The 23,819-nt window shown below is 71.1% G+C and carries 24 protein-coding genes; 11 read left to right on the forward strand and 13 right to left on the reverse strand.

Going from position 1 to position 23,819, the window contains the following annotated elements:
• The first annotated feature begins 28 nt into the window (after positions 1-28).
• Positions 29-718, forward strand: a complete 690-nt coding sequence (locus ACFY1U_RS07850) for a PH domain-containing protein (protein ID WP_390693224.1) — start codon at positions 29-31, stop codon at positions 716-718.
• 468 nt (positions 719-1,186) lie between these two features.
• On the opposite strand, the gene ACFY1U_RS07855 is transcribed toward ACFY1U_RS07850, so the two are convergent.
• The 4 genes from ACFY1U_RS07855 to ACFY1U_RS07870 all read right to left on the reverse strand — a co-directional run bounded on the left by ACFY1U_RS07855 (position 1,187) and on the right by ACFY1U_RS07870 (position 4,693).
• Positions 1,187-2,818 carry a phospho-sugar mutase gene (locus tag ACFY1U_RS07855; protein WP_390693225.1) on the reverse strand — a complete coding sequence of 544 codons (1,632 nt, stop codon included), beginning with the start codon at positions 2,816-2,818 and terminating at the stop codon, positions 1,187-1,189.
• A 139-nt stretch (positions 2,819-2,957) separates the two neighbouring features.
• Complete coding sequence (locus ACFY1U_RS07860) at positions 2,958-3,782, reverse strand: purine-nucleoside phosphorylase (RefSeq protein ID WP_390693226.1); 825 nt, start codon at positions 3,780-3,782, stop codon at positions 2,958-2,960.
• Between the two features lie 145 nt (positions 3,783-3,927).
• Complete coding sequence (locus tag ACFY1U_RS07865; protein WP_115906260.1) at positions 3,928-4,206, reverse strand: hypothetical protein; 279 nt, start codon at positions 4,204-4,206, stop codon at positions 3,928-3,930.
• Between the two features lie 49 nt (positions 4,207-4,255).
• Positions 4,256-4,693 (reverse strand): gamma-glutamylcyclotransferase, encoded by a 438-nt coding sequence (locus ACFY1U_RS07870; protein ID WP_390693227.1) that lies wholly within the window; start codon positions 4,691-4,693, stop codon positions 4,256-4,258.
• 106 nt (positions 4,694-4,799) lie between these two features.
• On the opposite strand from ACFY1U_RS07870, the gene ACFY1U_RS07875 reads away from it, so the two are divergent.
• Together ACFY1U_RS07875 and ACFY1U_RS07880 are read left to right on the forward strand one after the other, a co-directional pair.
• On the forward strand, positions 4,800-6,248 hold the full coding sequence (locus ACFY1U_RS07875; protein ID WP_390693228.1) for an NAD(P)H-quinone dehydrogenase: 1,449 nt from the start codon (positions 4,800-4,802) through the stop codon (positions 6,246-6,248).
• A 166-nt stretch (positions 6,249-6,414) separates the two neighbouring features.
• A complete protein-coding gene (locus ACFY1U_RS07880; protein ID WP_390693230.1) occupies positions 6,415-7,365 on the forward strand; it encodes a DeoR/GlpR family DNA-binding transcription regulator in 951 nt (316 codons plus the stop codon).
• A gap of 125 nt (positions 7,366-7,490) precedes the next feature.
• Here ACFY1U_RS07880 and ACFY1U_RS07885 read toward each other — a convergent pair whose 3' ends face one another.
• Both ACFY1U_RS07885 and ACFY1U_RS07890 read right to left on the reverse strand, forming a co-directional pair.
• A complete protein-coding gene (locus tag ACFY1U_RS07885) occupies positions 7,491-8,039 on the reverse strand; it encodes a TetR/AcrR family transcriptional regulator (RefSeq protein ID WP_390693670.1) in 549 nt (182 codons plus the stop codon).
• Between the two features lie 335 nt (positions 8,040-8,374).
• Positions 8,375-10,147 carry an acetyl/propionyl/methylcrotonyl-CoA carboxylase subunit alpha gene (locus ACFY1U_RS07890; protein WP_390693231.1) on the reverse strand — a complete coding sequence of 591 codons (1,773 nt, stop codon included), beginning with the start codon at positions 10,145-10,147 and terminating at the stop codon, positions 8,375-8,377.
• 384 nt (positions 10,148-10,531) lie between these two features.
• On the opposite strand from ACFY1U_RS07890, the gene ACFY1U_RS07895 reads away from it, so the two are divergent.
• A complete protein-coding gene (locus tag ACFY1U_RS07895; RefSeq protein WP_390693232.1) occupies positions 10,532-11,032 on the forward strand; it encodes a hypothetical protein in 501 nt (166 codons plus the stop codon).
• On the opposite strand, the gene ACFY1U_RS07900 is transcribed toward ACFY1U_RS07895, so the two are convergent.
• The 4 genes from ACFY1U_RS07900 to ACFY1U_RS07915 all read right to left on the reverse strand — a co-directional run bounded on the left by ACFY1U_RS07900 (position 11,001) and on the right by ACFY1U_RS07915 (position 13,805).
• Positions 11,001-11,621 (reverse strand): Maf family protein, encoded by a 621-nt coding sequence (locus ACFY1U_RS07900; RefSeq protein ID WP_390693233.1) that lies wholly within the window; start codon positions 11,619-11,621, stop codon positions 11,001-11,003. The genes ACFY1U_RS07895 and ACFY1U_RS07900 overlap by 32 nt on opposite strands.
• A gap of 31 nt (positions 11,622-11,652) precedes the next feature.
• Positions 11,653-11,781, reverse strand: coding sequence for a morphogenic membrane protein MmpB (mmpB, locus tag ACFY1U_RS07905; RefSeq protein ID WP_390693234.1), 129 nt, complete (start codon positions 11,779-11,781; stop codon positions 11,653-11,655).
• 213 nt (positions 11,782-11,994) lie between these two features.
• Positions 11,995-12,204, reverse strand: coding sequence for an acyl-CoA carboxylase epsilon subunit (locus ACFY1U_RS07910; RefSeq protein WP_390693235.1), 210 nt, complete (start codon positions 12,202-12,204; stop codon positions 11,995-11,997).
• Between the two features lie 8 nt (positions 12,205-12,212).
• Positions 12,213-13,805, reverse strand: a complete 1,593-nt coding sequence (locus ACFY1U_RS07915; protein WP_390693236.1) for an acyl-CoA carboxylase subunit beta — start codon at positions 13,803-13,805, stop codon at positions 12,213-12,215.
• A 111-nt stretch (positions 13,806-13,916) separates the two neighbouring features.
• Here ACFY1U_RS07915 and ACFY1U_RS07920 point away from each other — a divergent pair, with 111 nt between their 5' ends.
• Positions 13,917-14,777, forward strand: a complete 861-nt coding sequence (locus tag ACFY1U_RS07920) for a biotin--[acetyl-CoA-carboxylase] ligase (RefSeq protein ID WP_390693237.1) — start codon at positions 13,917-13,919, stop codon at positions 14,775-14,777.
• Between the two features lie 122 nt (positions 14,778-14,899).
• Positions 14,900-16,015: an adenylate/guanylate cyclase domain-containing protein gene (locus ACFY1U_RS07925; protein ID WP_115906251.1), complete on the forward strand. Its 1,116-nt coding sequence runs from the start codon at positions 14,900-14,902 to the stop codon at positions 16,013-16,015.
• 134 nt (positions 16,016-16,149) lie between these two features.
• Here ACFY1U_RS07925 and ACFY1U_RS07930 read toward each other — a convergent pair whose 3' ends face one another.
• Positions 16,150-16,692: a hypothetical protein gene (locus ACFY1U_RS07930; protein WP_390693238.1), complete on the reverse strand. Its 543-nt coding sequence runs from the start codon at positions 16,690-16,692 to the stop codon at positions 16,150-16,152.
• A gap of 174 nt (positions 16,693-16,866) precedes the next feature.
• Between ACFY1U_RS07930 and ACFY1U_RS07935 the strand changes: the two genes are divergently transcribed.
• The 3 genes from ACFY1U_RS07935 to hutH all read left to right on the forward strand — a co-directional run bounded on the left by ACFY1U_RS07935 (position 16,867) and on the right by hutH (position 20,677).
• The gene (locus ACFY1U_RS07935; protein ID WP_390693239.1) at positions 16,867-17,685 is read left to right on the forward strand and encodes an enoyl-CoA hydratase/isomerase family protein; all 819 of its coding nucleotides are present in this window, start codon (positions 16,867-16,869) and stop codon (positions 17,683-17,685) included.
• Between the two features lie 159 nt (positions 17,686-17,844).
• Positions 17,845-18,993: a diguanylate cyclase domain-containing protein gene (locus ACFY1U_RS07940; RefSeq protein ID WP_390693240.1), complete on the forward strand. Its 1,149-nt coding sequence runs from the start codon at positions 17,845-17,847 to the stop codon at positions 18,991-18,993.
• Positions 18,994-19,138: 145 nt separating this feature from the next.
• Positions 19,139-20,677, forward strand: a complete 1,539-nt coding sequence (hutH, locus tag ACFY1U_RS07945) for a histidine ammonia-lyase (RefSeq protein ID WP_390693671.1) — start codon at positions 19,139-19,141, stop codon at positions 20,675-20,677.
• A gap of 60 nt (positions 20,678-20,737) precedes the next feature.
• Here hutH and ACFY1U_RS07950 read toward each other — a convergent pair whose 3' ends face one another.
• Both ACFY1U_RS07950 and ACFY1U_RS07955 read right to left on the reverse strand, forming a co-directional pair.
• Positions 20,738-21,436: a hypothetical protein gene (locus ACFY1U_RS07950; protein ID WP_390693241.1), complete on the reverse strand. Its 699-nt coding sequence runs from the start codon at positions 21,434-21,436 to the stop codon at positions 20,738-20,740.
• A gap of 84 nt (positions 21,437-21,520) precedes the next feature.
• Positions 21,521-21,835: a hypothetical protein gene (locus ACFY1U_RS07955; protein WP_390693242.1), complete on the reverse strand. Its 315-nt coding sequence runs from the start codon at positions 21,833-21,835 to the stop codon at positions 21,521-21,523.
• Between the two features lie 109 nt (positions 21,836-21,944).
• On the opposite strand from ACFY1U_RS07955, the gene ACFY1U_RS07960 reads away from it, so the two are divergent.
• Positions 21,945-22,298, forward strand: coding sequence for a hypothetical protein (locus ACFY1U_RS07960; RefSeq protein ID WP_390693243.1), 354 nt, complete (start codon positions 21,945-21,947; stop codon positions 22,296-22,298).
• A gap of 165 nt (positions 22,299-22,463) precedes the next feature.
• Positions 22,464-23,738, forward strand: coding sequence for an Ig-like domain-containing protein (locus tag ACFY1U_RS07965; RefSeq protein ID WP_390693244.1), 1,275 nt, complete (start codon positions 22,464-22,466; stop codon positions 23,736-23,738).
• Positions 23,739-23,819 lie beyond the last annotated feature (81 nt).

The following is a 23,819-nucleotide window of genomic DNA, read 5'->3' on the forward strand; positions in this document are numbered from 1 at the left end:
GTCGTGGCCGTCGGGCAGAATCGGCGGTATGACGACCCCGGACCACGAGTCACCAGCACCGCAGCCCCCGGCCCCCGAGTTCAAGGACCGGGTCTACCGGTCGTCCGGGGGTATCGCCGGCGGCGTCCTGCTGCTCGCCATCGCGGGCTGGCTGGGGATCGACGCGATCGTCTCCGGGCACGGCCGCGCCCCGTGGCTGGCGCTCGCCACGCTGATCCTCGTGGTGCCGCTGATCCTGGCCTTCACGCTGCGCCCCGCCGTCCACGCCAACGCGGAGCGGCTGCGCATCCGCAACCCCTTCCGCATCGTGGTGGTGCCCTGGAGCGAGGTCGCCCAGCTGCGGTCCGGCTACTCCAACGAGGTCGTCGTGAAGTCGGGGAGCAAGTACCAGCTGTGGGCCGTCCCCGTCTCGCTGCGCGCCCGGAAGAGGGCGGCGCGGCAGGAGGCCAGGGCCAGGGCGGAGGTGAGCGGCCTGGGCCGGCGGGGCCGTATGGGCGGTGTCTTCGGACCCGGCGAACGTTCGTCCGGCACCGCCGTCCCGGCGGGTCCCGTCCGCGCCGAGGGCGACAAGATCATGGACGAGCTGCGCGAACTGCTCGAGACCCATGAGCAGAAGGAGACGGCGCAGGGCGAGGTGACGGTGCGCTGGGCGTACGAGATCGCGGGCCCGGCGGTGGCCGGGGCGGTACTGCTGGCGATCCTGCTGGCGACGGCCTGACCTGATCGGCCCGGCGACGCGGCGTCCTGCCGCGAGGCCCGCGACCCGTTCGACCGCCGGGAGCGGCCCGGCGCTGTGGTGCCGACGGTGGGCCCGGAGGGCGAGGACGGGCAGGTGGGCGAGGAGGGCGGGGCCGCCCGGCGCAGCGAGGACGGTGCGTCGTGGGGCCGCGGCTCTCGGCCGGAGGGCGCGGTGTCGCTCGGGTCGTGCAGCCCGGTGGTGTGGGTCGGCTCCCCGCCGGTGAGCGCGAACACCGCGCCCGCGACGGCGTCGGCCGGCCTGGGGTCGTGGGCACGGCGGGGGCTTCAGGGCCGGTCGGCGGTGCGGTTCCGGTCCGCCTGTGCCCGGGCGCCGCGCCGGGGGCCTGGCGGCCGGGGCGACAGCCGCGGGCGCGAACCTCGTAGGGGCGCCCTCAGGCCGATGGCCGAGGGCGCCCCTTTGAGGTGACGCCGGTTCGAGCGGTGCGGCTCAGATGCCGGCCGCCGCCGACAGGTCCCGTTTGATCGCCGCGAGGAGGTCGTTCGCGGTGGCGTGGGCCGCCGGGAGGTCGGCGTGTGTGGCGGCGGGGACCACGACCTCCAGGTAGCACTTCAGCTTGGGCTCCGTGCCGCTCGGGCGGACGATGACCCGGGCGCCGTCGAGCGTGTAGCGCAGCCCGTCGGTGGGCGGCAGCTTCTCGGTGCCCCGGGTGAGGTCCTCGGCCCTGGTGATGGCGAGGCCCGCGAGCTCGGTCGGCGGCTGCTCCCGCAGCTGCCGCATGGCGCGGGCGATGACCGACAGGTCCTCCACCCGGACCGAGAGCTGGTCGGTGGCGTGCAGCCCGTGCTCCACGGCCAGGTCGTCGAGGAGGTCCGGCAGGGCCCGCCCCTCCTCCTTGAGCTCGGAGGCCAGCTCGGTGATCAGCAGCGCGGCGGTGATGCCGTCCTTGTCGCGCACCCCGTCCGGGTCCACGCAGTAGCCGAGGGCCTCCTCGTAGCCGTAGCGCAGCCCCTCGACGCGGGCGATCCACTTGAAGCCGGTGAGGGTCTCCTCGTACGGCAGACCCGCCTTCTCGGCGATACGGCCGAGCAGGGAGGACGAGACGATCGACTCCGCGAAGGTGCCCCGGGCGCCCCGCCTGACCAGGTGGGCGGCGAGCAGGGCCCCCACCTCGTCGCCGCGCAGCATCCGCCAGTCGCCGCCGTCCCGCACGGCCACGGCGCAGCGGTCGGCGTCGGGGTCGTTGGCGATGATCAGGTCCGGCTCGGTCGCGCGGGCCTTGGCGAAGGCGAGGTCCATGGCGCCCGGCTCTTCCGGGTTGGGGAAGGCGACGGTCGGGAAGTCCGGGTCGGGCTCGGCCTGTTCGGCGACCAGGACGGGCTCGGGGAAACCGGCCCGGGCGAACGCGGCGAGCAGGACGTCCTTGCCGACGCCGTGCATCGCGGTGTAGACGGTGCGCGCGGTGTGCGGGGAACCGGCGGCGAGCACCGCCTCCGTGCGGGCCAGATAGGAGTTCAGGACGCTGTCGTCGAGGATCTCCCAGCCGGCTTCCGGACGCGGCACGTCGTCCAGGGAGACGATCGCGTCTATCTCGGCGGCGATCTCCGCGTCGGCCGGCGGCACGATCTGCGAACCGTCGCCGAGATAGACCTTGTAGCCGTTGTCGCGGGGCGGATTGTGGCTGGCGGTGACCTCCACGCCCGCGACCGCGCCGAGGTGCCTTATCGCATAGGCGAGCACGGGTGTGGGCAGCGGGCGGGGGAGCACCGCGGCCCGGAAGCCCGCGCCCGTCATCACGGCCGCCGTGTCGCGCGCGAAGTCCGCGGACTTGTGCCGGGCGTCGTAGCCGATGACGACGAGCCCGCCGCGCTCTCCCTTGGCGTTGAGATACGCGGCCAGACCGGCCGCGGCACGGATGACGACGGACCGGTTCATCCGCATCGGCCCGGCACCGAGCTCACCGCGCAGCCCCGCGGTGCCGAACTGGAGGGTGCCGCTGAAGCGCTCTTCGAGCTCCGCTGTGTCACCGGCCTCGATGAGCTTGGCGAGCTCGTCGCGGGTCTCCGGGTCGGGGTCCTCGCCGAGCCACGTGTTGGCGCGGGTGAGCAGTTCGTCGTGCACGTCCGGGTCAGCCTCTCGTTGTCTCGTGGTGCGGGTCCCTGGGGGCTGCGCCCCCAGACCCCCCTTTCGGCCCCAAGGGCCTCGTCCTCAAACGCCGGACGGGCTGAAAATGCCGCACCGGCCCCAAGCAGTACCGCCCTTACAACCGCCCGAGCACCTGAGCCAGCAGCGACCCCATCCGCGTCGCGCTGTCCCGCCCCGCCTGCAGAACCTCCTCGTGGTTCAACGGCTCACCCGTCATCCCCGCGGCGAGGTTCGTCACCAGGGAGATACCCAGCACCTCCGCACCCGCCTCACGCGCCGCGATGGCTTCCAGCACCGTCGACATGCCCACCAGGTCCGCCCCGATCACCCGGGCCATCCGGATCTCGGCCGGCGTCTCGTAGTGGGGGCCGGGGAACTGGGCGTAGACGCCCTCCTCCAGGCTCGGGTCGATCTCCTTGCACAGGGCGCGCAGCCGCGGCGAGTACAGGTCGGTCAGGTCGACGAAGTTCGCGCCGACGATCGGCGACGCCGCCGTCAGGTTGATGTGGTCGCTGATCAGCACCGGCTGCCCCGGCCGCATGCCCTCGCGCAGCCCGCCGCAGCCGTTGGTCAGCACGATGGTCTTGCAGCCGGCGGCGACGGCGGTACGGACGCCGTGCGCGACGGCTGCGACCCCGCGGCCCTCGTAGTAGTGCGTACGGCCCAGGAAGACCAGGGCCCGCTTCTCACCGATCGTGTACGAGCGGATCTTGCCGCCGTGCCCCTCCACCGCCGGCGGCGGGAAACCGGGCAGGTCGGTGACGAGGAGCTCGGCGTCGGGGTCGCCGAGGGCGTCCACGGCCGGTGCCCAGCCGGAGCCCATCACGAGGGCGACGTCGTGGGTCTCGGCGCCCGTCAGTTCGCGCAGGCGGGTGGCGGCGGCGTCGGCGGCGGCGTACGGGTCGCCCTGGATGGCGTCCGGAAGAAGAGATGCGTTCACGCGTCGAGAGTAGCCGCTCAACGCCTACGCGCGTAGATGGCGGAGCTCACGGGATGGCGATCGTTGTCTTGTCGTTTCCAACGAACCAGGTGACACAGCGGGACCTTTGCGGCCGCTGTGGTCAAGCTGTGCGGTGGCCGGGCAGCTACTCGTCCGTGACGAGGACGTCCTTGTCGTTGAAGACCTCGACGATGAAGATCAGCAGGCGCCCACGGCTGACCGTGTATTCGACGAGCACGTTCTGCGTGAGCCGGATCGTGCGGTCGTCGCCGGTGGAGCTTATGGGCCGCGACACCGAAAGGAACGGGTCGCGGGCCAGCAGGGCGATGCCTTTGTCGAACGCGATGCGCTGCCGGTCGTCGAGCCGGTCGCGGGCCGCGGCGGCCTGCACCGTGTAGTAGACGTCATACGTGGTGGGGGCCATGCGATCTCCCGTTGGTGCGTCGATGCTCCAAGTCTAGGAGCCGACCCCCTCAGCAGGGACGCTTCCGCAGCTCCATCACGTAATCGTGTGGTGCCCCCGCGGACTCGGCCGCATCGGCGATCTCTCCGAGATACCGCGCCGACGGCAGACCGCCCTCGTACCCGTCGAGGACGTACGTCCACGCCGACTCCTCGCCGTCCAGCGTGTGCACCCGCACGCGCATCCGCCGGTAGACATTGAGGCCGACCCCTTCCCAGCGGTCCATGGACTCCTCGTCCGGCGGCGCGATGTCGTACAGGGCGACGAAGACCTGCGAGAAGGGGTCCTCGACGATCGTCGCCAGGGCGCCCTCCCAGCCCATGTGCTCGCCCCCGAACGTCAGCCGCCAGCCGTTCAGCCAGCCCGTGGCACGCATCGGCGAGTGCGGGGCGCGGCGGGTCATCAGCCGCGCGTCGAGGTTGCCGGCGTACGCGGCGTAGAGCGACATGGGTCGAGGGTACGGCAGCCGACCCACGCGTCCCGGACGTATCAGCGGCCCCTTGCCAACCCATTGCCCCGCCCCCGGGCAGTAGCACCTTGAACGGTGCGGGACAATGGGGTACGTGACTCGGATCGTGATCATCGGTGGCGGACCCGGCGGATACGAGGCGGCCCTGGTGGCCGCCCAGCTCGGCGCGGAGGTGACCGTCGTCGACTGCGACGGTCTGGGCGGGGCGTCGGTGCTGACCGACTGCGTACCGTCGAAGACCCTTATCGCTACGGCCGAGGTGATGACCACCTTCGACTCGTCGTACGAGGAACTCGGCATCATCGTCGCCGACGACACCCCGCCGCTGGAGCAGGCGGCCCGGGTGGTCGGCGTGGACCTCGGCAAGGTCAACCGCCGGGTGAAGCGGCTCGCCCTCGCCCAGTCGCACGACATCACCGCCTCCGTCACCCGCGCCGGCGCCCGGGTCATGCGCGGCCGCGGCCGCCTGGAGGGCATGCAGGCCCTGGACGGCTCCCGCAAGGTGATCGTCTCCGCCGCCGACGGCACCGAGGAGACCCTCATCGCCGACGCTGTGCTCATCGCGACCGGCGGCCACCCGCGCGAGGTGCCCGACGCCCAGCCCGACGGCGAGCGCATCCTCAACTGGACGCAGGTGTACGACCTGAACGAGCTTCCCGAGGAGCTCATCGTGGTCGGTTCCGGTGTCACCGGCGCCGAGTTCGCCGGCGCCTACCAGGCCCTCGGCTCCAAGGTCACCCTCGTCTCCTCCCGGGACCGCGTGCTGCCCGGCGAGGACCCGGACGCCGCCGCCGTCCTCGAGGACGTCTTCCGCCGCCGCGGCATGAACGTCATGGCCCGCTCCCGCGCCGCCGCCGCCAAGCGGGTCGGCGACCGCGTCGAGGTCACGCTCTCCGACGGCCGTGTCATCACCGGCACCCACTGCCTGATGGCGGTCGGCGCCATCCCCAACAGTGAGGGCATGGGCCTGGAGGAGGCCGGCGTCAAGCTGCGCGAGTCCGGGCACATCTGGACCGACAAGGTCTCCCGCACGACCGCTCCCGGTGTGTACGCCGCAGGTGACGTGACGGGCGTCTTCGCCCTCGCCTCCGTGGCCGCCATGCAGGGACGTATCGCCATGTACCACTTCCTCGGCGACGCGGTGGCCCCGCTCAATCTGAAGACCGTCTCGTCCAACGTCTTCACCGACCCGGAGATCGCCACCGTCGGCTACACACAGGCCGACGTCGACGCGGGCAAGATCGACGCCCGGGTGGTCAAACTCCCGCTCCTGCGCAACCCGCGCGCCAAGATGCAGGGCATCCGCGACGGCTTCGTGAAGCTTTTCTGCCGTCCGGGCACGGGCATCGTGGTCGGCGGTGTGGTCGTGTCCCCGCGCGCCTCGGAACTGATCCATCCGATCTCGATCGCCGTCGACAACAATCTGACGGTCGAACAGATCGCGAACGCGTTCACCGTGTATCCCTCCCTTTCGGGGTCGATCGCGGAGGTCGCCCGGCAGCTCCACACCCGCAAGACCGGCGGCGAGGTCTGACGGCCGAAACCGACTCCTCGCTGGTCACAGGGAGTTGTCGAGCATGCGTACGGCATAGGCGGGGCGGGTAGGCCCTATACCACTTCCCGTCCTCCTGTGCGAACAACTTCTGCTATTCGGCGCAAACAGCTGAAAGCAGACGGTCGTTGGGGTTACTGTCAGTTTCGTGTTCGCTGCAGAACGTCGCCAATTGATCCTCGAAATGGTGCGAGCGAATGGGGCCGTGTCGCTCCGTGAGCTCGCCCGCGTCGTCCAGACCTCCGAAGTGACCGTACGGCGGGACGTGCGCGCACTGGAGGCAGAAGGACTCCTCGACCGCCGGCACGGCGGTGCGGTACTGCCGGGCGGGTTCACGCGGGAGTCCGGCTTTCCGCAGAAGTCACATCTCGCGACCGCCGAGAAGACGGCCATCGCCGACCTCGCCGCCAACTTCGTGGAAGAGGGCGAGGCCATCGTGGTCGGGGCGGGTACCACCACCCAGGAGCTGGCCCGCCGGCTCGCCCGGATCCCCGGGCTGACCGTCGTCACCAACTCCCTGCTGGTCGCCCAGGCGTTGGCCCATGCCAACCGCGTGGAGGTCGTGATGACCGGCGGCACCCTGCGCGGCTCCAACTACGCCCTCGTGGGCAGCGGCGCCGAGCAGTCACTGCAGGGGCTCAGGGTGTCCCGCGCGTTCCTGTCCGGGAGCGGGCTCACCGCCGAGCGCGGGCTGTCCACGTCCAACATGCTGTCGGCGTCCGTGGACCGGGCGCTGGTGCAGGCGGCCGCGGAGGTCGTCGTGCTCGCCGATCACACCAAGCTCGGTACGGACACCATGTTCCAGACCGTGCCGACGGATGTGATCACCCGGCTGGTGACCGATGAGCCGCCGGTGCATGACGATCGGGCCGCCACCGAGTTGCAGGCGCTCGCCGATCAGGGCGTGCAGATCGCTGTGGCCGGGGCCTCGGGGAATGCGGGCGGTGATTCCGTCCCCCCGCGGCAGGCGCGCCGGGACGTGGCCCTGCCGGGGCCGCGGCGGGGGCAGCCGGCATCGGGCCTTCGGACGGCGGCGATGCTTGATCCCTCCGGGGGAGAGCGGGAACGGGCTCGGGTTGCCGATTTGCGGCGGCGTTAGGTTGTTTGCCTATTCGCCGTAGGGGCTCGTGTTGTTGGGCGGGTGCGGGTCATTCGTGGTTGCTCGCGCCCACGCGGCGGAGCCGCATATCGATACAGCCCCGCGCCCCTTAAAAGCCGCTGCCCTCACGTGGCTTTCAAGCCCCGCAGGGTGAGGGTCAGCAAGCGGTCTGCCAGGTCCGGGTCTCCCGGGGACTCCTCCGCTGCCAAGGCGATGGCGTTGGTGAGTTGGAGGAGGTCGGTGATGGTGACGTCCTCGCGGACCTTGGCTGCTTGCTGTGCGCGCTTCAGCAGGGCCGCGCCCGCCTCGTGCATCGGGGTGCTGCAGTTGGCCAGGGCCGAGGTGGTGTCGGAGGTCACGGACATGAGGGCCAGGGCCAGGCCGCGGTACTCGCCGGCGTGGGTGATGATCTCGCGCAGCCAGGTCACCAGGGCCGTGCACGGCTCGGGGGCGTTCAGGAGTTCGTGGGAGCGGTCCAGGAGGTCGCTCACCGCTTCCTCGAAGACGGCGCTCAACAGGGCGTGACGGTTGGGGAAGTGGCGGTACAGGGTGCCGATGCCGACGCCCGCGCGCCGGGCCACGTCCTCCAGGGACGCGTCCGTGCCGTGCGCGGCGAAGGCGGCACGAGCCTCGGTGAGCAGCCGCTCGTAGTTGCGGCGGGCGTCGGCACGCATGACGCGCGGTGGCGTCGGCGTCACCGCTGTGCCGCCGTTCGGCGCGGTCTCCGCCGACGTCGTGCCCACCACGCCTCCCACCTGCTCTCTCGCGCGCCCCCGTCTGCGTCCAGCATGCCATCACGGATGCGCGAGCGGGCCTCCCGGACGGGGCCGAGGCGGGGTGCCCTCGTCCCAGGCGGCAGTGCCCGTCTCAACGCGGCGGTCCGGCGAGGGCGTTCACCGTCTCAGGGAACCGGGGAAAGACGAGGCGCCCGGCGACTGACTGCTGCAGTCCGCCGGGCGCCTCGGGGTGTCGTACGGGACGACCGTGCCGTGTCAGGGCCTGCGCGCGGTCAGTCCTTGATCTCGCAGATCGCGGCGCCCGAGGTGAGGGAGGCGCCGACCTCCGCGCTCAGGCCCTTGATGGTGCCGGCCTTGTGAGCGTTGAGGGGCTGCTCCATCTTCATGGCTTCCAGGACGACGACCAGGTCGCCCTCCTTGACCTCCTGGCCCTCCTCCACGGCGACCTTGACGATCGTGCCCTGCATCGGCGAGGCGAGGGTGTCGCCGGAGGCGACCGGGCCGGACTTCTTGGCGGCGCGGCGCTTCGGCTTGGCGCCGGCCGCGAGGCCGGTGCGCGCCAGGGACATGCCCAGCGAGGACGGCAGGGAGACCTCCAGGCGCTTGCCGCCGACCTCGACGACGATCGTCTCGCGGTCCGTTTCCTCCTCGGCCTCGGCCTCGGCCGGGGCGGCGAACGCGGGGATCTCGTTGACGAACTCGGTCTCGATCCAGCGGGTGTGGACCGTGAACGGCTCGGCGGAGCCGGTGAGTTCGGGGGCGAACGCCGGGTCCTTGACCACCGCGCGGTGGAAGGGGATCGCCGTCGCCATGCCCTCGACCTGGAACTCCTCCAGGGCGCGGGCCGCGCGCTGCAGGGCCTGCTCACGGGTGGCGCCCGTGACGATCAGCTTGGCCAGCAGGGAGTCCCAGGCCGGGCCGATGACGCTGCCCGACTCGACGCCCGCGTCCAGGCGGACGCCCGGGCCCGACGGCGGGGCGAAGGTGGTGACGGTGCCGGGGGCCGGGAGGAAGTTGCGGCCCGGGTCCTCGCCGTTGATGCGGAACTCGAAGGAGTGGCCGCGCAGCTCGGGGTCGCCGTAGCCGAGTTCCTCGCCGTCGGCGATGCGGAACATCTCGCGGACCAGGTCGATGCCGGCGACCTCCTCGGTGACCGGGTGCTCGACCTGGAGGCGGGTGTTGACCTCGAGGAAGGAGATCGTCCCGTCGAGGCCGACGAGGAACTCCACGGTGCCCGCGCCGACGTAGCCCGCCTCCTTGAGGATGGCCTTGGAGGACGAGTACAGCTCGGCGACCTGTTCGTCGGAGAGGAACGGCGCGGGGGCCTCCTCGACCAGCTTCTGGTGGCGGCGCTGCAGCGAGCAGTCACGGGTGGAGACGACGACCACGTTGCCGTGCTGGTCGGCCAGGCACTGGGTCTCCACGTGCCGCGGCTTGTCCAGGTAGCGCTCGACGAAGCACTCGCCGCGGCCGAAGGCGGCCACCGCCTCACGGACCGCGGACTCGTAGAGCTCGGGCACCTCTTCGAGGGTGCGGGCGACCTTCAGACCGCGGCCGCCACCGCCGAAGGCGGCCTTGATGGCGATCGGCAGGCCGTGCTCCTCGGCGAAGGCGACGACCTCCTCCGCACCCGAGACCGGGTCGGGCGTGCCCGCGACCAGCGGGGCGCCGGCGCGCTGGGCGATGTGCCGGGCGGCCACCTTGTCGCCCAGGTCGCGGATGGCCTGCGGGGGCGGGCCGATCCAGATCAGCCCGGCGTCCAGGACGGCCTGCGCGAAGTCGGCGTTCTCGGAGAGGAAGCCGTATCCGGGGTGGACGGCGTCCGCGCCGGACTCGCGCGCCGCGTTCAGGATCTTGTCGATCACCAGGTAACTGGTCGCCGGGGTGTCACCGCCCAGGGCGAACGCCTCGTCCGCGGCGCGGACATGCAGAGCGTCGCGGTCCGGGTCCGCGTAGACGGCCACGCTCGCGATCCCGGCGTCCCGACAGGCCCGGGCCACGCGGACAGCGATTTCGCCACGGTTGGCGATGAGCACCTTGCGCACGATTGAGGCTCCCTCCTTGAAACAAGCCGAGTTTAGGGACTGGCTACACGGCACTACGACCCGTCCCCAGTGGTGAGCTTGCCCACACGGAGCGTGATGCGAGGCTTGCTCGACCTGCGAAATCCCTTGTCGCACCTCGGTACGCAGGACTCCTCCCGGAAACCCTAGCTCTCTCATGTGGTCAAGGTCTCTGTGAGAGCGTGCTGCGGGCCACTCGGTTTCTTTGTGGAGTCCCTACGAATGGCCCAACGATTCTTTGCCGCCCGCAGAACCCTTGTCCCGGGGTTTACCCGTTAGTAGCGTTCGCGATGTCTCGTACGTACTTGAGGTAACAACAGCCTGGGCCGATCCGCTCGGGCGGCAGTCGAAAGTGGGTGGGGACCGGTGGTGCGCAGACCGGTGGCGTGGGTCGTGGCGGTCGTGCTCTTCGTGGAGGCGTTCGGCATCGCGGCGCTGAACTGGTTCCTGGGGATCGTCGTCGACCGGCAGGACATGTCGCTGGCCGGCCTCGACCCCGACATGATGTCGGTGTCCTCGAAGATCGGCGGCATCGTCTTCGGCCTCTACTTCGCCCTGTGCGGCCTGGTCGCGCTCCTCGTGGCGGTCCGCAACCGCCCGCCGGCCGGCTTCGGGCGCATCCTGCTGATCAGCGCCGCGGTCGTGCACGGGCTGCTGGGGGCGTTCGTGTGGGGGCTGGTGGGCTGGACCGCGTTCCTGTTCATGGTGGTCGTGCTCGCCCTCATCGTGCTGCTCCTGATGACGTACGACAGCCCGGCCGAACCCACCGACGCGGTCCCGCCCGCGGCACCCGGTCCCGGGAACGACGGCGGCAAGGGTGAAGGGGGATCCCCCGTCAGCTCTCCGCCGGCGCCCACAACTCCGTGATGCCGACGCCCAGCTGGGCGAGGAGCCGGCGGACGAGGGGCAGGCTGATGCCGATCACATTGCCGTGGTCGCCGTCGATGCCCTCGATGAACGGCGCGCTGCGGCCGTCGAGCGTGAACGCTCCCGCGACGTGGAGGGGTTCGCCGGAGGCCACGTAGGCGGCGATCTCCTCGTCCGAGGGGTCGCCGAAGCGGACGACGGTGGAGGCGGTGCCGGACGCGTACCGCTTGTTCGCGGTGTCCCAGACGCAGTGCCCGGTCTGCAGGACGCCCGCCCGGCCGCGCATGGACTTCCAGCGGGCCGTCGCCTCCTCGGAGTCCGCGGGCTTGCCCAGGGCCTCGCCGTCCAGCTCCAGCACGGAGTCGCAGCCGATCACCAGGGCGCCGTGCGCCTCCGGCCTGGCGGCGACGACGGAGGCCTTTGCCTCCGCCAGAGCGAGCGCGAGTTCGGCCGGGGTGGGGGCGGTCACAGCGTCCTCGTCGACGCCGCTCACGATGACCTCGGGTGTCAGGCCTGCCTGGCGCAGGAGGTTCAGTCGGGCGGGGGACTGGGAGGCGAGGATGAGGCGGCGGCGGGGCGCGTCTGTCATGGGGTCAGGGTATCGGCGTGCCCGTCGCGGTTCACTTCAGGCCGATCACGATCATTGCCAGGAGCATGGCCAGTGCCATGAGAACGCCCAGGCGGCGCAACATGTCCTGCATGTCGCGGAGTTCCTTGGGGGGTTCGTTCTCAGGGTCGGACCACAGCATGCCACCAGCGTGGGGCTTGGGCCGGGGCGGTGCCTGAGTACGCGTACTCAAGTTTGGCCCGCAGACGTTGTTGTTCGTCTGCGGGCCGGTGGGGGCTTGTCGCGCCCACGCGGCGGAGCCGCATATCGATACAGTCCCGCGCCCCTAAAAACTGCAGTTCCCCGCGGCCCTGAAAGGCAGCGCAGTTCCGCGCGCCCCCCAAAGCAAAAGCCGTTACGCCGGCCAGTAGGTACGGCTCCATGCCGTCGGCCCCGGCTGGGGCAGGCGGTGGGAGGCGATCCTGGCCGGGTCGGACCAGGAGTCCCTGTCTCGTGTCGCGCCCGGCGGGACGGAGGCCTCCGCCGCGGCGCGGGCTCGGACCACCGCCAGGGCGGCGGCCAGCTCCTCCGGGGTCGGGTTGCCCCGTACGACCTTGATCGTCATGGCGGCTCCTAGAGGGGAATGTTGCCGTGCTTCTTCGGGGGCAGGGATTCCCGCTTGGTGCGCAGCTGACGCAGGCCGCGTACGACGTGCCGGCGGGTGTCGGACGGCATGATCACCGAGTCGATGTAGCCGCGCTCGGCCGCGATGTAGGGGTTGAGGAGGGCGTCCTCGTACTCCTGGATCAGCCGGGCGCGGGTCGCCTCCAGGTCTCCGGCGGTCTCCGCCTCCGCGATGGTGCGGCGGTGCAGGATGTTGACCGCGCCCTGGGCGCCCATGACGGCGATCTGGGCGGTCGGCCAGGCGAGGTTGAGGTCCGCGCCGAGGTGCTTGGAGCCCATGACGTCGTAGGCGCCGCCGAAGGCCTTGCGGGTGATGACCGTGATCAGCGGGACGGTCGCCTCGGCGTAGGCGTAGATCAGCTTGGCGCCGCGCCGGATGATGCCGGTGTGCTCCTGGTCGACGCCCGGCAGGAAGCCCGGCACGTCGACGAAGGTGATGACCGGGAGGTTGAAGGCGTCGCAGGTGCGCACGAAGCGCGCCGCCTTCTCGCTCGCGTCGATGTCGAGGCAGCCCGCGAACTGCATCGGCTGGTTGGCGACGATGCCGACCGGGTGGCCCTCCACCCGCCCGAAGCCGGTGAGGATGTTCGGCGCGAACAGCGGCTGTGTCTCGAAGAACTCGGCGTCGTCCAGGACGTGTTCGATCACCGTGTGCATGTCGTACGGCTGGTTCGCGCTGTCCGGCACGATCGCGTCCAGCTCGAGGTCCTCGGCGGTGACCGCCAGGTCCGCCTCCTCCGGGAAGACGGGGGCCTCGGAGAGGTTGTTGGACGGCAGGTACGACAGCAGCTGCTTGACGTACTCGATGGCGTCCTTCTCGTCGCCGGCCATGTGGTGGGCCACGCCGGACGTGGAGTTGTGGGTGCGGGCGCCGCCCAGTTCCTCGAAGCCGACGTCCTCGCCGGTGACCGTCTTGATGACGTCCGGGCCGGTGATGAACATGTGCGAGGTCTGGTCAACCATGACCGTGAAGTCGGTGATCGCGGGGGAGTAGACCGCGCCGCCCGCGCAGGGGCCGACGACCAGGCTGATCTGCGGGATGACACCGCTGGCGTGGGTGTTGCGGCGGAAGATCTCGCCGTACGCGCCCAGGGAGGCGACCCCCTCCTGGATGCGGGCGCCGCCGGAGTCGTTGATGCCGATGACCGGACAGCCGGTCTTCAGCGCGAAGTCCATGACCTTGACGATCTTCTGGCCGTAGACCTCGCCGAGAGCACCGCCGAAGACGGTGAAGTCCTGGGAGAAGACCGCGACGGGGCGGCCGTCGACGGTGCCGTAACCGGTCACCACGCCGTCCCCGTACGGGCGGTTGTTCTCCAGTCCGAAGTTCGTGGAGCGGTGCCGGGCGAACTCGTCCAGCTCGACGAAGGAGCCCTCGTCGAGGAGGAGCTCGATGCGCTCACGGGCCGTCAACTTGCCCTTGGCGTGCTGTTTTTCGACGGCGCGTGCGGAGCCGGCGTGCGTCGCTTCCTCGATACGACGCTGGAGATCCGCGAGCTTGCCCGCGGTGGTGTGGATATCGATCTCTTCCGGCTCGGACATCGGGATCGCGGCTCCCTGCCTGCTCAAAAGGGGGGACGGTTACTCATCCGTAGAGTAGTGGTGGCGCTACGAATCAGCAGTGCGGCGTTTCACACACCTAGGGTGGCTTGCATGACGCCGCGAGATGCTTCAGACGACAGCCGCTGGTCCGACCTGGACCGGCCTCCGCTCAACGCCGCCGCGCTGCGGCGCGGCCTGGTGCAGGAGGGCGGGCTGTGGCGCGAGGTGGAGGTGGTGCGCAGCACCGGCTCCACCAACTCCGACCTGGTCGCCCTGGCGGGCGCGGGCAAGGCGGGCGAGGGGCACGTCCTGGTCGCCGAGGAGCAGACCTCCGGGCGGGGCCGCCTGGACCGCCAGTGGACGGCACCGGCCCGCTCCGGCCTCTTCTTCTCCGTGCTGCTGAAACCGGCCGAGGTGCCGGTCGCCCGCTGGGGCTGGCTGCCACTGCTCACCGGGGTCGCCGTGGCGACGGGGCTGTCCCGCTCCGCGGGCGTGGACACGGCACTCAAGTGGCCCAACGACCTGCTTGTTTCCATCGGCGGCGAGGAACGCAAGGCCGGCGGCATCCTCGCCGAGCGGGCCGGGGACGACGGGGTCGTCATCGGGGTCGGCGTCAATGTCACGCTGCGGGAGGGCGAACTGCCGGTGCCGCAGGCGGGCTCGCTGGCCCTCGCCGGAGCGGTGAGCACCGACCGCGACCCCCTCCTGCGGGCCATGCTGCGCTCCCTGGAGGAGTGGTACGGGCGCTGGCGCGACGCGGGCGGCGATCCTTCGGTGAGCGGTCTGCAGGAGACGTACGCGGCGGGCTGCGCGACGCTGGGCAGGACGGTGCGCGCCGAGCTGCCGGGCGACCGGGCGATCACCGGGGAGGCGGTGGCGGTGGACGGCGACGGAAGGCTGGTGATCGCGACGCAGGACGGAGTGCAGGAGCCGGTGGGGGCCGGCGACATCGTGCACCTGAGGCCCGTCTGACCGAGGGTGGATGCACGGCTGCCTGCAGCTGTGCACGACTCCCGGGAGTGAGCTAGGGCACACCTGCCGTACAGTTGAGGCCGGTCGATACCTGACCGTGGCAGATCGGAAGGGCAGCAGGCGTGACCGTCGACGACACGGGCTCCGGCACGGGCGCGGACGGCCGGGTGGACCCCCACGCCGCCGATCCCGGCGAGGACCCGCTCGCCCTGCGTCTGGAACACCTGATCCTCGGCGCGGAGCGACGCTACACCCCCTTTCAGGCGGCCCGCAGCGCGGGCGTCTCGGTGGAGCTGGCCACCCGCTTCTGGCGGGCCATGGGCTTCGCCGACATCGGACAGGCCAAGGCGCTCACGGAGGCCGACGTACTGGCGCTGCGCCGCCTGTCCGGCCTCGTCGAGGCGGGGCTGCTGAGCGAGGCGATGGCCGTGCAGGTGGCCCGGTCCACCGGGCAGACCACCGCCCGGCTCGCCGAGTGGCAGATCGACTCCTTCCTGGAGGGCCTGACCGAGCCCCCGGAACCCGGGATGACGCGCACCGAGGTGACGTACCCGATCGTCGAACTGCTCCTGCCCGAACTGGAGGAGTTCCTCGTCTACGTGTGGCGGCGCCAGCTCGCCGCCTCGGCCGGGCGGGTCGTGCAGGCCGCCGACGACGAGGAGATGGTCGACCGGCGACTGGCCGTCGGCTTCGCGGACCTGGTCGGCTTCACCCGCCTGACCCGCCGTATGGAGGAGGAGGAACTCGGCGAACTCGTCGAGGCCTTCGAGACCACCGCCGCCGACCTGGTCGCCGCGCACGGCGGCCGGCTGGTCAAGACGCTGGGCGACGAAGTGCTCTACGCGGCCGACGACGCGGGCATCGCCGCCGAGATCGCGCTGCGTCTCATAGAGACCATGGCGAACGACGAGACGATGCCCGAGCTGCGCGTCGGCATCGCCTTCGGCACGGTGACCACCCGTATGGGCGATGTGTTCGGTACGACGGTGAACCTCGCCTCCCGGCTGACGTCGATAGCCCCGCGTGACGCCGTCCTGGTCGACGCCGACTTCGCCCAGGAGCTGATCCGCACCGGGGAGGCACCGGCCTCCGAGGCCGAGGCGGCCGAGGCGGCTGCCGCGGCGGAGAAGGAGGGGGAGGAGCCTCCGGTGTACCGGTTTGCCCTGCAGCCGATGTGGCAGCGGCCGGTGCGGGGGCTTGGTGTGGTGGAGCCGTGGCTCCTGACGCGGCGGGGTTGAGCACCCCGCCGGGTATGCCTGGGTTGCGGCTCCGCCGCGGGGTGCGTTTTTCGGATGCGGCTTCGTTGTGGCTGGTCGCGCCCACGCGGCGGAGCCGCATATTGGTACAGCCCCGCGCCCCCATGGGGCGCTCCTCAGCGCCTGGCGAGTGAGTCCACGCACAGGCCGATGACCGGTACGCACAGGTCGGACTCGTCTGGCTGTGGGGTGGGCGGGGGCGTCGTCCGGGCGGGTGTCGGAGTCGGGCGTGGGGCGGGAGTCTGTGTCTCAGGCGGCTGCTGAGTGGTCGTGGGCGTCGGGGTGTTCGGTGTGACCGGGATGGTTGTGGTGTCCGGGGTGGGCGGCAGGCTCGGTGACGGGGGCGCCGTTTGCATGGGTGCGAGGGTGGAAGGTGCCGTCGTGGTCGCCCCGCCCATTGCGTAGGTCGCCGACGGGCTCACCCGGGGTGCGGCCTCGACGGCGGCCACGGCCTTGCTCGACTGGTCGGTGCCCGGATCCTGGCCGGGATCCGCCTCCGTGGTTCCCAACCCCGCGCTTCCCGGATCCGGTGCCATACGGACGAGGCTCAGGGCGCCGGCCGCCAGTGCCAGACCGCTGACCGCGAACAGCAGTTTGCGGGGGCGGGGCCTGCGATGACGGCCGCGCCTCACCGATGTCTCCGCCGTCATCGTCATCATGTCCCCTCCCCCTTGCGCCCGCGCTCCCCTGTGCGCCGTGGCGGACGCACCGTATGCGCTCCCATGGGCGGTGTGGCGGGAGTTGGGCGGGATGTCACCCGAACGGGGACAACGGAACGAAACCCTGCAATGATCGGGCCGACGGTTGTTAACCCGCGTTAACCGGAGGGTGTCATGGGCGAGGAGCGGTTCGGGGAGTTCGTGGTGGTGCGGCGACACGGCGACGAGGGCGTCGGGGACGTCGGGCATGTCGCGGAGCTCGTCCTCGACCGGCCCAAGGCCATGAACGCGGTGTCGAGCGAGATGGCGCGGTCGATCGCCGGGGCCTGCGCGGCACTCGGTGCGGACCGTGACGTACGGGTGGTCGTGGTGACGTCCACGCACGAGCGGGCGTTCTGCGTCGGGGCCGACCTCAAGGAGCGGAACTCCTTCACCGACGCCGATCTGCTCCGGCAGCGGCCGGTGGCGCGGGCCGCCTACACCGGGGTCCTGGAGCTGCCGGTGCCGACGATCGCGGCAGTGCACGGGTTCGCCCTGGGCGGCGGCTTCGAGCTGGCCCTGTCGTGCGACCTGATCGTGGCCGACCGTACGGCGGTGGTGGGGCTGCCGGAGGTGTCCGTGGGCGTCATCCCGGGCGGCGGCGGTACGCAGCTGCTGCCGCGCCGGGTGGGGGCCGCCCGGGCGGCCGAGCTCATCTTCACCGCACGGCGTCTGCAGGCCGCGGAGGCACGGGAGTTGGGGCTCGTCGACGAGCTGGTGGAAGAGGGCCGCGACCGGGAGGCGGCGCTCGACCTGGCCGCCCGCATCGCCGCGAACTCCCCGGTCGGCCTGCGGGCCGCCAAGCGTGCGTTGAGGCTGGGGCACGGACTCGATCTGCGAGCCGGGCTTGAGGTCGAGGATGCGGCATGGCGGTCGGTGGCGTTCTCGGGGGACCGGGCGGAGGGGGTGGCGGCGTTCAACGAGAAGCGGAGGCCGGAGTGGCCGGGGGAGTAGTTGTTTCGTCCATCAGCCCGTCCGGGGGCACCCCCTCCGGGGGAGTGTGAGGACGAGGCCGTTCAGGCCGAACGGGGGCCCGGGGGCGGAGCCCCCAGCAGGTCACCCCACCGCCGCACCAATGTCCCGAAACCCTCAAAACCTCCCTAACCTGGAGTAATGGGTGAGGACAAACGGCTCGCAGCGGTCGTCGCGCTGGCGCAGGGCATGGCGGCGGCGCATGGCTCGCGCGAGGCGTGGCGGGCGGCGGCGGCCGGAGGGTGCCGTGCGCTCGGCGGGAGCTTCGCCGCGTTGTCGGTGTGGGAGCGGGAGCTCGGCCGGCTGCGGGTCCTCGCGAACGTGGGGGACCGGGCCGAAGGGGAGGAGGAGTTCCCCGAGGACGAGTCGTACCCCGTGCACCAGTTCCCCGAGATCACCGAGTTCCTGCACGAGCGGTGGGCCGGCGGCGGCGAGCCCGACGCCTGGGTCGAGACGGCGCAGGGGCCCACGGCAGGCGGCCGCCCCGGCTACCTCCACCAGCGCGTCGCCGCCCTGCGCCGCCGGGGCCGCGGCTGCTGTGTCGTCGCCCCGATCGTGCTGCACGGGCGCGCGTGGGGCGAGCTCTACGTGGCCCGCCCCGCCGGTGCTCCCGTCTTCGACCGGGGCGACGCCGACTTCGCGACCGTTCTGGCCGCCGTCGTCGCCGCCGGGATCGCCCAGGCGGAGCGGCTGGAGGAGGTGAGACGGCTCGCCTACACCGACGCCCTCACCGGTCTCGCCAACCGCCGTGCGGTCGATGCGAAGCTGGACGAAGCCGTCGAGCGGCACCGCGCGGACGGCACGGTCGTCAGCCTCGTCGTCTGCGACCTCAACGGCCTCAAGCGCGTCAACGACACCCAGGGGCACGCCGTCGGCGACCGCCTCCTGGAGCGTTTCGGCTCCGTCCTCTCCCTGTGCGGCGCGATGCTCCCCGGCACGCTCGCCGCCCGCCTCGGCGGCGACGAGTTCTGTCTGCTCTCCGTCGGCCCGCCCGCCGACGAGGCCGTCAAGGCGGCCGACGAACTGTGCCGCCGTGCCGCCGAGTTGGAACTGGGCGACGGGGTCGCCTGCGGGGTGGCTTCCACGGAGGATCCCATCGGGCCCGTGCGGTCGGCCCGGCGGCTGTTCCGGCTGGCGGACGCGGCCCAGTACCGGGCGAAGGCGCTCCGCTCGGGTGGGCCGGTGGTGGCTGGGCGGGCGGGGCCCGACGACCCCGTGGTGCGGTTGGCCGACGAGCCTTCGCCTCAGGTGCCGGCTGAGCGGCGGCGGTTCCGGGGGCGGCCGGGGTGACGTGCTGGGGGGCTCCGCCCCCAGGCCCCCGTATCGGCCTGAACGGCCTCGTCCTCAAACGCAAGAGTTACCCGCGTGTAAGGGGCGTACCCGCAACCCAGTAGTGACATCTTCGTCTTCACTGCGTACGCTCCTGAATATGGATATGCACACTGTGGTGGTGGGGACGTCCGGGGTGACCGCGTCCGACGTCCTTGCCGTGGCGCGCGGCGGTGCCCGGGTCGAGCTTTCCGCGGAGGCGGTGGCGGCCCTCGCCGCCGCCCGGGAGATCGTGGACGCGCTGGCGGCCAAGCCCGAGCCCGTCTACGGCGTCAGCACCGGCTTCGGCGCCCTGGCGACCCGGCACATCAGCCCGGAACTCCGCGCTCAGCTGCAGCGCAACATCGTCCGCTCGCACGCCGCCGGCCTCGGGCCGCGGGTGGAGCGGGAAGTCGTACGGGCCCTGATGTTCCTGCGGCTGAAGACCGTCTGCTCGGGGCACACGGGCGTGCGGCCCGAGGTCGCGCAGACCATGGCCGACGTGCTCAACGCCGGGATCACCCCGGTCGTCCACGAGTACGGCTCCCTCGGCTGCTCCGGCGACCTCGCACCCCTGTCCCACTGCGCCCTCACGCTGATGGGAGAGGGAGAGGCGGAAGGACCGGACGGGACCGTCCGCCCCGCCGGTGAGCTGCTCGCCGAGCACGGGATCGCCCCCGTCGAACTGCGGGAGAAGGAGGGCCTCGCCCTTCTCAACGGCACCGACGGCATGCTCGGCATGCTGGTCATGGCCCTCGCCGACCTGGACGCCCTCTACAAGTCCGCCGACATCACGGCCGCCCTGTCCCTTGAGGCGCTCCTCGGGACGGACAAGGTGCTCGCACCCGAGCTGCACGCCATCCGCCCGCACCCGGGGCAGAGTGCCTCCGCCGCCAACATGCTGGCCGTACTGAAGGGTTCGGAGCTCACCGGGCACCACCAGGACGACGCGCCGCGCGTCCAGGACGCCTACTCGGTGCGCTGCGCCCCGCAGGTCGCCGGCGCCGGACGGGACACCATGGCGCACGCACGGCTCGTCGCCGAGCGCGAGCTGGCCTCGGCCGTGGACAACCCGGTGGTCCTGCCCGACGGGCGCGTCGAGTCCAACGGCAACTTCCACGGCGCCCCGGTGGCGTACGTCCTGGACTTCCTCGCCATCGCCGCCGCTGACCTGGCGTCGATCGCCGAGCGCCGCACCGACCGGCTGCTCGACAAGAACCGCAGCCACGGCCTGCCGCCGTTCCTGGCCGACGACGCGGGTGTCGACTCGGGGCTGATGATCGCCCAGTACACGCAGGCGGCGCTGGTCAGCGAGATGAAGCGGCTGGCCGTACCGGCGTCCGCGGACTCGATCCCCTCCTCCGCCATGCAGGAGGACCACGTCTCCATGGGCTGGTCGGCCGCCCGCAAGCTGCGTACGGCCGTCGACAACCTCACACGCGTGGTCGCCATCGAGCTGTACGCCGCCACCCGCGCCATCGAACTGCGCGAGGGCCTGGCCCCGGCGCCCGCCTCGCAGGCGGCCATCGCGGCCGCACGGGCGGCGGGGGTCCAGGGCCCCGGCCCGGACCGGTTCCTGGCGCCCGATCTGGCCGCCGCGGACGCGTTCGTGCGCGACGGGCATCTGGTCGCCGCGGTGGAGCGGGTGACGGGACCGCTCGCCTGACCGCTCCGGTAGGTACGAGGGCCGCCGCTGTCTCCCCCCGGCGGCGGCCCTCCCCGCGGGTCAGCTCTGTGCGAGCTTGGCCGCCTGCGCCTTGACGATCTCGGCGGGCACGCCGTACTTGTCGTGCCGCACCACCTCGGCGTGCACCGTCGTCGTGTCGCCGTCGGCCTTGCCGGTCACGGCGAACGCCACCGACGCGTCATCGCTGCCGGAGGACTTCTCCTCGGCGACCTTCGTGAACTTCTGGGTGTCCTGGCCCTTGGCCGAGACCGTGAAGCCGTTCGCGCAGCCGCTCACCGCGTCCGACACGGACTTCATCGTGTCCTGGGCGCCCCCGCCGTCGTACGAGGACAGCGAGACGATCGTCAACTTGGACTCCTGGACGTCCTGGAGGCCGTTCATCGCGGCGTCGAGGTCCTTGTCCGAGGTGCCCGTCGGTGTGGGCTTGTCGCTCTTCTCCGTGGCCATCCGGTTGACGTACGCGCTCGTGTCGCCCGGCGCGAACCCGGTGAGGACGCAGGCGAGCGGTGCGCTCCCCCACTCTCGGCTTCGCTCGAGCGGGGGGACCCCGCCGGTGTCCGCCGACTTGACGTCGTAGCCGTCGAGGTCCGCCCCGCTGATGATGAGCTTCTTCAGCTCGGCCGCGCTGAGCGCCTTCGCGGCCGCAGTCGACGAGGAGGAGTCCTTGGAGCCGGAGCCCTTGGAGTCGTCCGAGTTCCCGCCGCAACCCGTGATGAGGGCGAGCGACAGCACGCTCACGGCAGCCGTGGCGCCCGCACGCACCCTCGATGATCTCTTGATGCGCGGACTACGAAGGTGGAGTCAAGGAAGCGTCAATCACATTCAAAAGCCGAGGCGCTCCCGGCGCACCGAATACGCCACGAATCCGGCGCCGACCCCGAGGAAGAGAGTGCCGCCGATGACGTAGGGAGTGGTGTCGGGGCTTCCCGTGTCGGCGAGTTGGGCCTGGGTGCCGGAGCTGTCCGTGGTCTCCGAGACGGCCCGCGCCTGCGCTGTGACCTGCGAGGCCGGGGCAGCCGACGACGCTGTTCTCGCCGGTTCTTCCCCGGTCGCCTTGGCGGAGGGAACGAACCACAGGGCGCACAGGACGGTGCCTGCGGCGGTGGCGGTCAGCAACGGACGTCGAGCGGATGACACGGAATATCGATCCCCTTGTGGCGCTGGCGAATTGGCCGTGTGGGGCGATGTTAGTGAAAGGCGCGGGTCACAGGAAAGTCACGGGAGCCCCGGGCCTTACGCTCCGGGCATGAACACTGAAGAGACATCACGTTTTGTCCGCCTTCGAGTGGAACTTGTCCTCGAAATCGAGGACGCCGGCGAACTGACCAAGGCTGCGCTGCGGCGCCTCGCCGCCGACACCGACTTGCCGGCCGACGAGCGGGCGCACGCCGAGGGCGTTGTGACGGAAGACACGGCGGAGGCCCTGGCTTCTCTGGTCGACCCGTTCGACCTGGTGAGCGACGTGCCGGGGGTCGACCTCGCGCAGGCCTCCTGGTCGAGCGAGCCCATCGACTACGACCCCGATTCGCCGGATTGGGACCTGGACGAGGATGATGTCGACGAGGACGACGAGGACGAGGGGGCTGCCGGCGTCTCCTGAGCGGCTTGGGAAAACGTGACCCCGGGTGGCAATCGCCGTCCGGGGTTTCTTCGTCTGAGACGTGGCGTGGCCCACACCTGCGGGATATGTGGAACGGGACGTACCGGCCGTAGCGTTGAAGTTCGTTAACGGGGGCTCTCGGGGCTTTTTGGGGATACGGCAACAATGGAGAAGCGTGTGATGACGAACAGTAAGCGGCGCAGGGGCCTGACGGTCGCGTCCGCACTGCTCGGCGGGGTTCTGGTGCTCTCGGCCTGTTCCGGTGGCGGCGGTGGCGGCGGCGACGCCTCCGGCAGCAAGGGCAAGGACACCTCGCAGGCCAAGGCCGACGAGGCGGCGGCCCAGAAGGCGTCCGAGGCGAACATCAAGATCACGCCGAAGGACGGCTCCGACAACGCCTCCATCAACAACTCCGCGGCCGTCACCGTCAGCAAGGGCACGCTCACGGGCGTGACCATGACGACCGAGAGCGGCACCGCCGTCGCCGGCACGCTCTCCGCCGACAAGACCAGCTGGAAGCCGAACGCCCAGCTGGAGCGCTCGACCACCTACAAGGTCGCGGCGGTGGCGAAGGACTCCGCCGGTCGTGTCGCGCACGAGAACGCCTCGTTCACCACGGTCGCCCCGGCCAACAGCTTCATAGGCACCTTCACGCCGGACAACGGCACCACCGTCGGCGTGGGCATGCCGGTGTCGATCAACTTCGACAAGGCGATCACCAACAAGGCCGCGGTCCAGAAGGGCATCACGGTCTCCTCCACCAGCGGCCAGGAGGTCGTCGGACACTGGTTCGGCGCCAACCGCCTCGACTTCCGCCCGGAGAACTACTGGAAGGAGAACTCCACCGTCACGCTGAAGCTCGCGCTTGACGGTGTCGAGGGCGCCTCCGGTGTCTACGGCGTGCAGCAGAAGACGGTCACCTTCCACATCGGCCGCAACCAGGTCTCGTACGTCGACGCCAAGACCAAGCAGATGAAGGTCACGCAGGACGGCAAGACGATCAAGACCATCCCGATCTCGGCCGGTTCTCCGGAGCACACGACGTACAACGGCATCATGGTGATGTCCGAGAAGTACAAGCAGACGCGCATGAACGGCACGACCGTCGGCTTCACGGACAACGACGGCAAGGCCGAGTACGACATCAAGGACGTGCCGCACGCCATCCGCCTCACCAACTCCGGCACCTTCCTGCACGGCAACTACTGGGGCGCGAAGTCCATCTTCGGCTCGGTGAACACCAGCCACGGCTGCGTGGGCCTCTCGGACACCAAGGGCGCCAACGACACCAGCACGCCGGGCTACTGGATGTACAGCCACTCGATCGTCGGTGACGTCGTGGTCGTCTCCAACACCGGCGACAAGATCGTCCAGCCGGACAACGGCCTCAACGGGTGGAACCTCAGCTGGGCGCAGTGGAAGGCCGGTTCGGCCATCTGACCCACCGTCGGTTCACAGCTTCCCGATGCCGCCCCCAGGGGCGGCATCGGTGTTTCCGGGCCCCGCACCGCCTTCTCATGC

The sequence above is a fragment of the Streptomyces sp. NPDC001351 genome, from assembly GCF_042896045.1.
In the GTDB taxonomy this organism is placed as follows: domain Bacteria; phylum Actinomycetota; class Actinomycetes; order Streptomycetales; family Streptomycetaceae; genus Streptomyces.

Bases quoted from the DNA above. Each gene is read 5' to 3' on its own strand.
- ACFY1U_RS07850 (WP_390693224.1), top strand. From the start codon at position 29: ATGACGACCCCGGACCACGAGTCACCAGCACCGCAGCCCCCGGCCCCC.
- ACFY1U_RS07865 (WP_115906260.1), bottom strand. From the start codon at position 4,206: ATGGCCCCCACCACGTATGACGTCTACTACACGGTGCAGGCCGCCGCG.
- ACFY1U_RS07870 (WP_390693227.1), bottom strand. From the start codon at position 4,693: ATGTCGCTCTACGCCGCGTACGCCGGCAACCTCGACGCGCGGCTGATG.
- ACFY1U_RS07875 (WP_390693228.1), top strand. From the start codon at position 4,800: ATGGGGTACGTGACTCGGATCGTGATCATCGGTGGCGGACCCGGCGGA.
- ACFY1U_RS07885 (WP_390693670.1), bottom strand. From the start codon at position 8,039: ATGCGTGCCGACGCCCGCCGCAACTACGAGCGGCTGCTCACCGAGGCT.
- ACFY1U_RS07900 (WP_390693233.1), bottom strand. From the start codon at position 11,621: ATGACAGACGCGCCCCGCCGCCGCCTCATCCTCGCCTCCCAGTCCCCC.
- mmpB (WP_390693234.1), bottom strand. From the start codon at position 11,781: ATGCTGTGGTCCGACCCTGAGAACGAACCCCCCAAGGAACTCCGCGAC.
- ACFY1U_RS07910 (WP_390693235.1), bottom strand. From the start codon at position 12,204: ATGACGATCAAGGTCGTACGGGGCAACCCGACCCCGGAGGAGCTGGCC.
- ACFY1U_RS07915 (WP_390693236.1), bottom strand. From the start codon at position 13,805: ATGTCCGAGCCGGAAGAGATCGATATCCACACCACCGCGGGCAAGCTC.
- ACFY1U_RS07920 (WP_390693237.1), top strand. From the start codon at position 13,917: ATGACGCCGCGAGATGCTTCAGACGACAGCCGCTGGTCCGACCTGGAC.
- ACFY1U_RS07930 (WP_390693238.1), bottom strand. From the start codon at position 16,692: ATGATGACGATGACGGCGGAGACATCGGTGAGGCGCGGCCGTCATCGC.
- ACFY1U_RS07935 (WP_390693239.1), top strand. From the start codon at position 16,867: ATGGGCGAGGAGCGGTTCGGGGAGTTCGTGGTGGTGCGGCGACACGGC.
- ACFY1U_RS07940 (WP_390693240.1), top strand. From the start codon at position 17,845: ATGGGTGAGGACAAACGGCTCGCAGCGGTCGTCGCGCTGGCGCAGGGC.
- hutH (WP_390693671.1), top strand. From the start codon at position 19,139: ATGCACACTGTGGTGGTGGGGACGTCCGGGGTGACCGCGTCCGACGTC.
- ACFY1U_RS07960 (WP_390693243.1), top strand. From the start codon at position 21,945: ATGAACACTGAAGAGACATCACGTTTTGTCCGCCTTCGAGTGGAACTT.
- ACFY1U_RS07965 (WP_390693244.1), top strand. From the start codon at position 22,464: ATGGAGAAGCGTGTGATGACGAACAGTAAGCGGCGCAGGGGCCTGACG.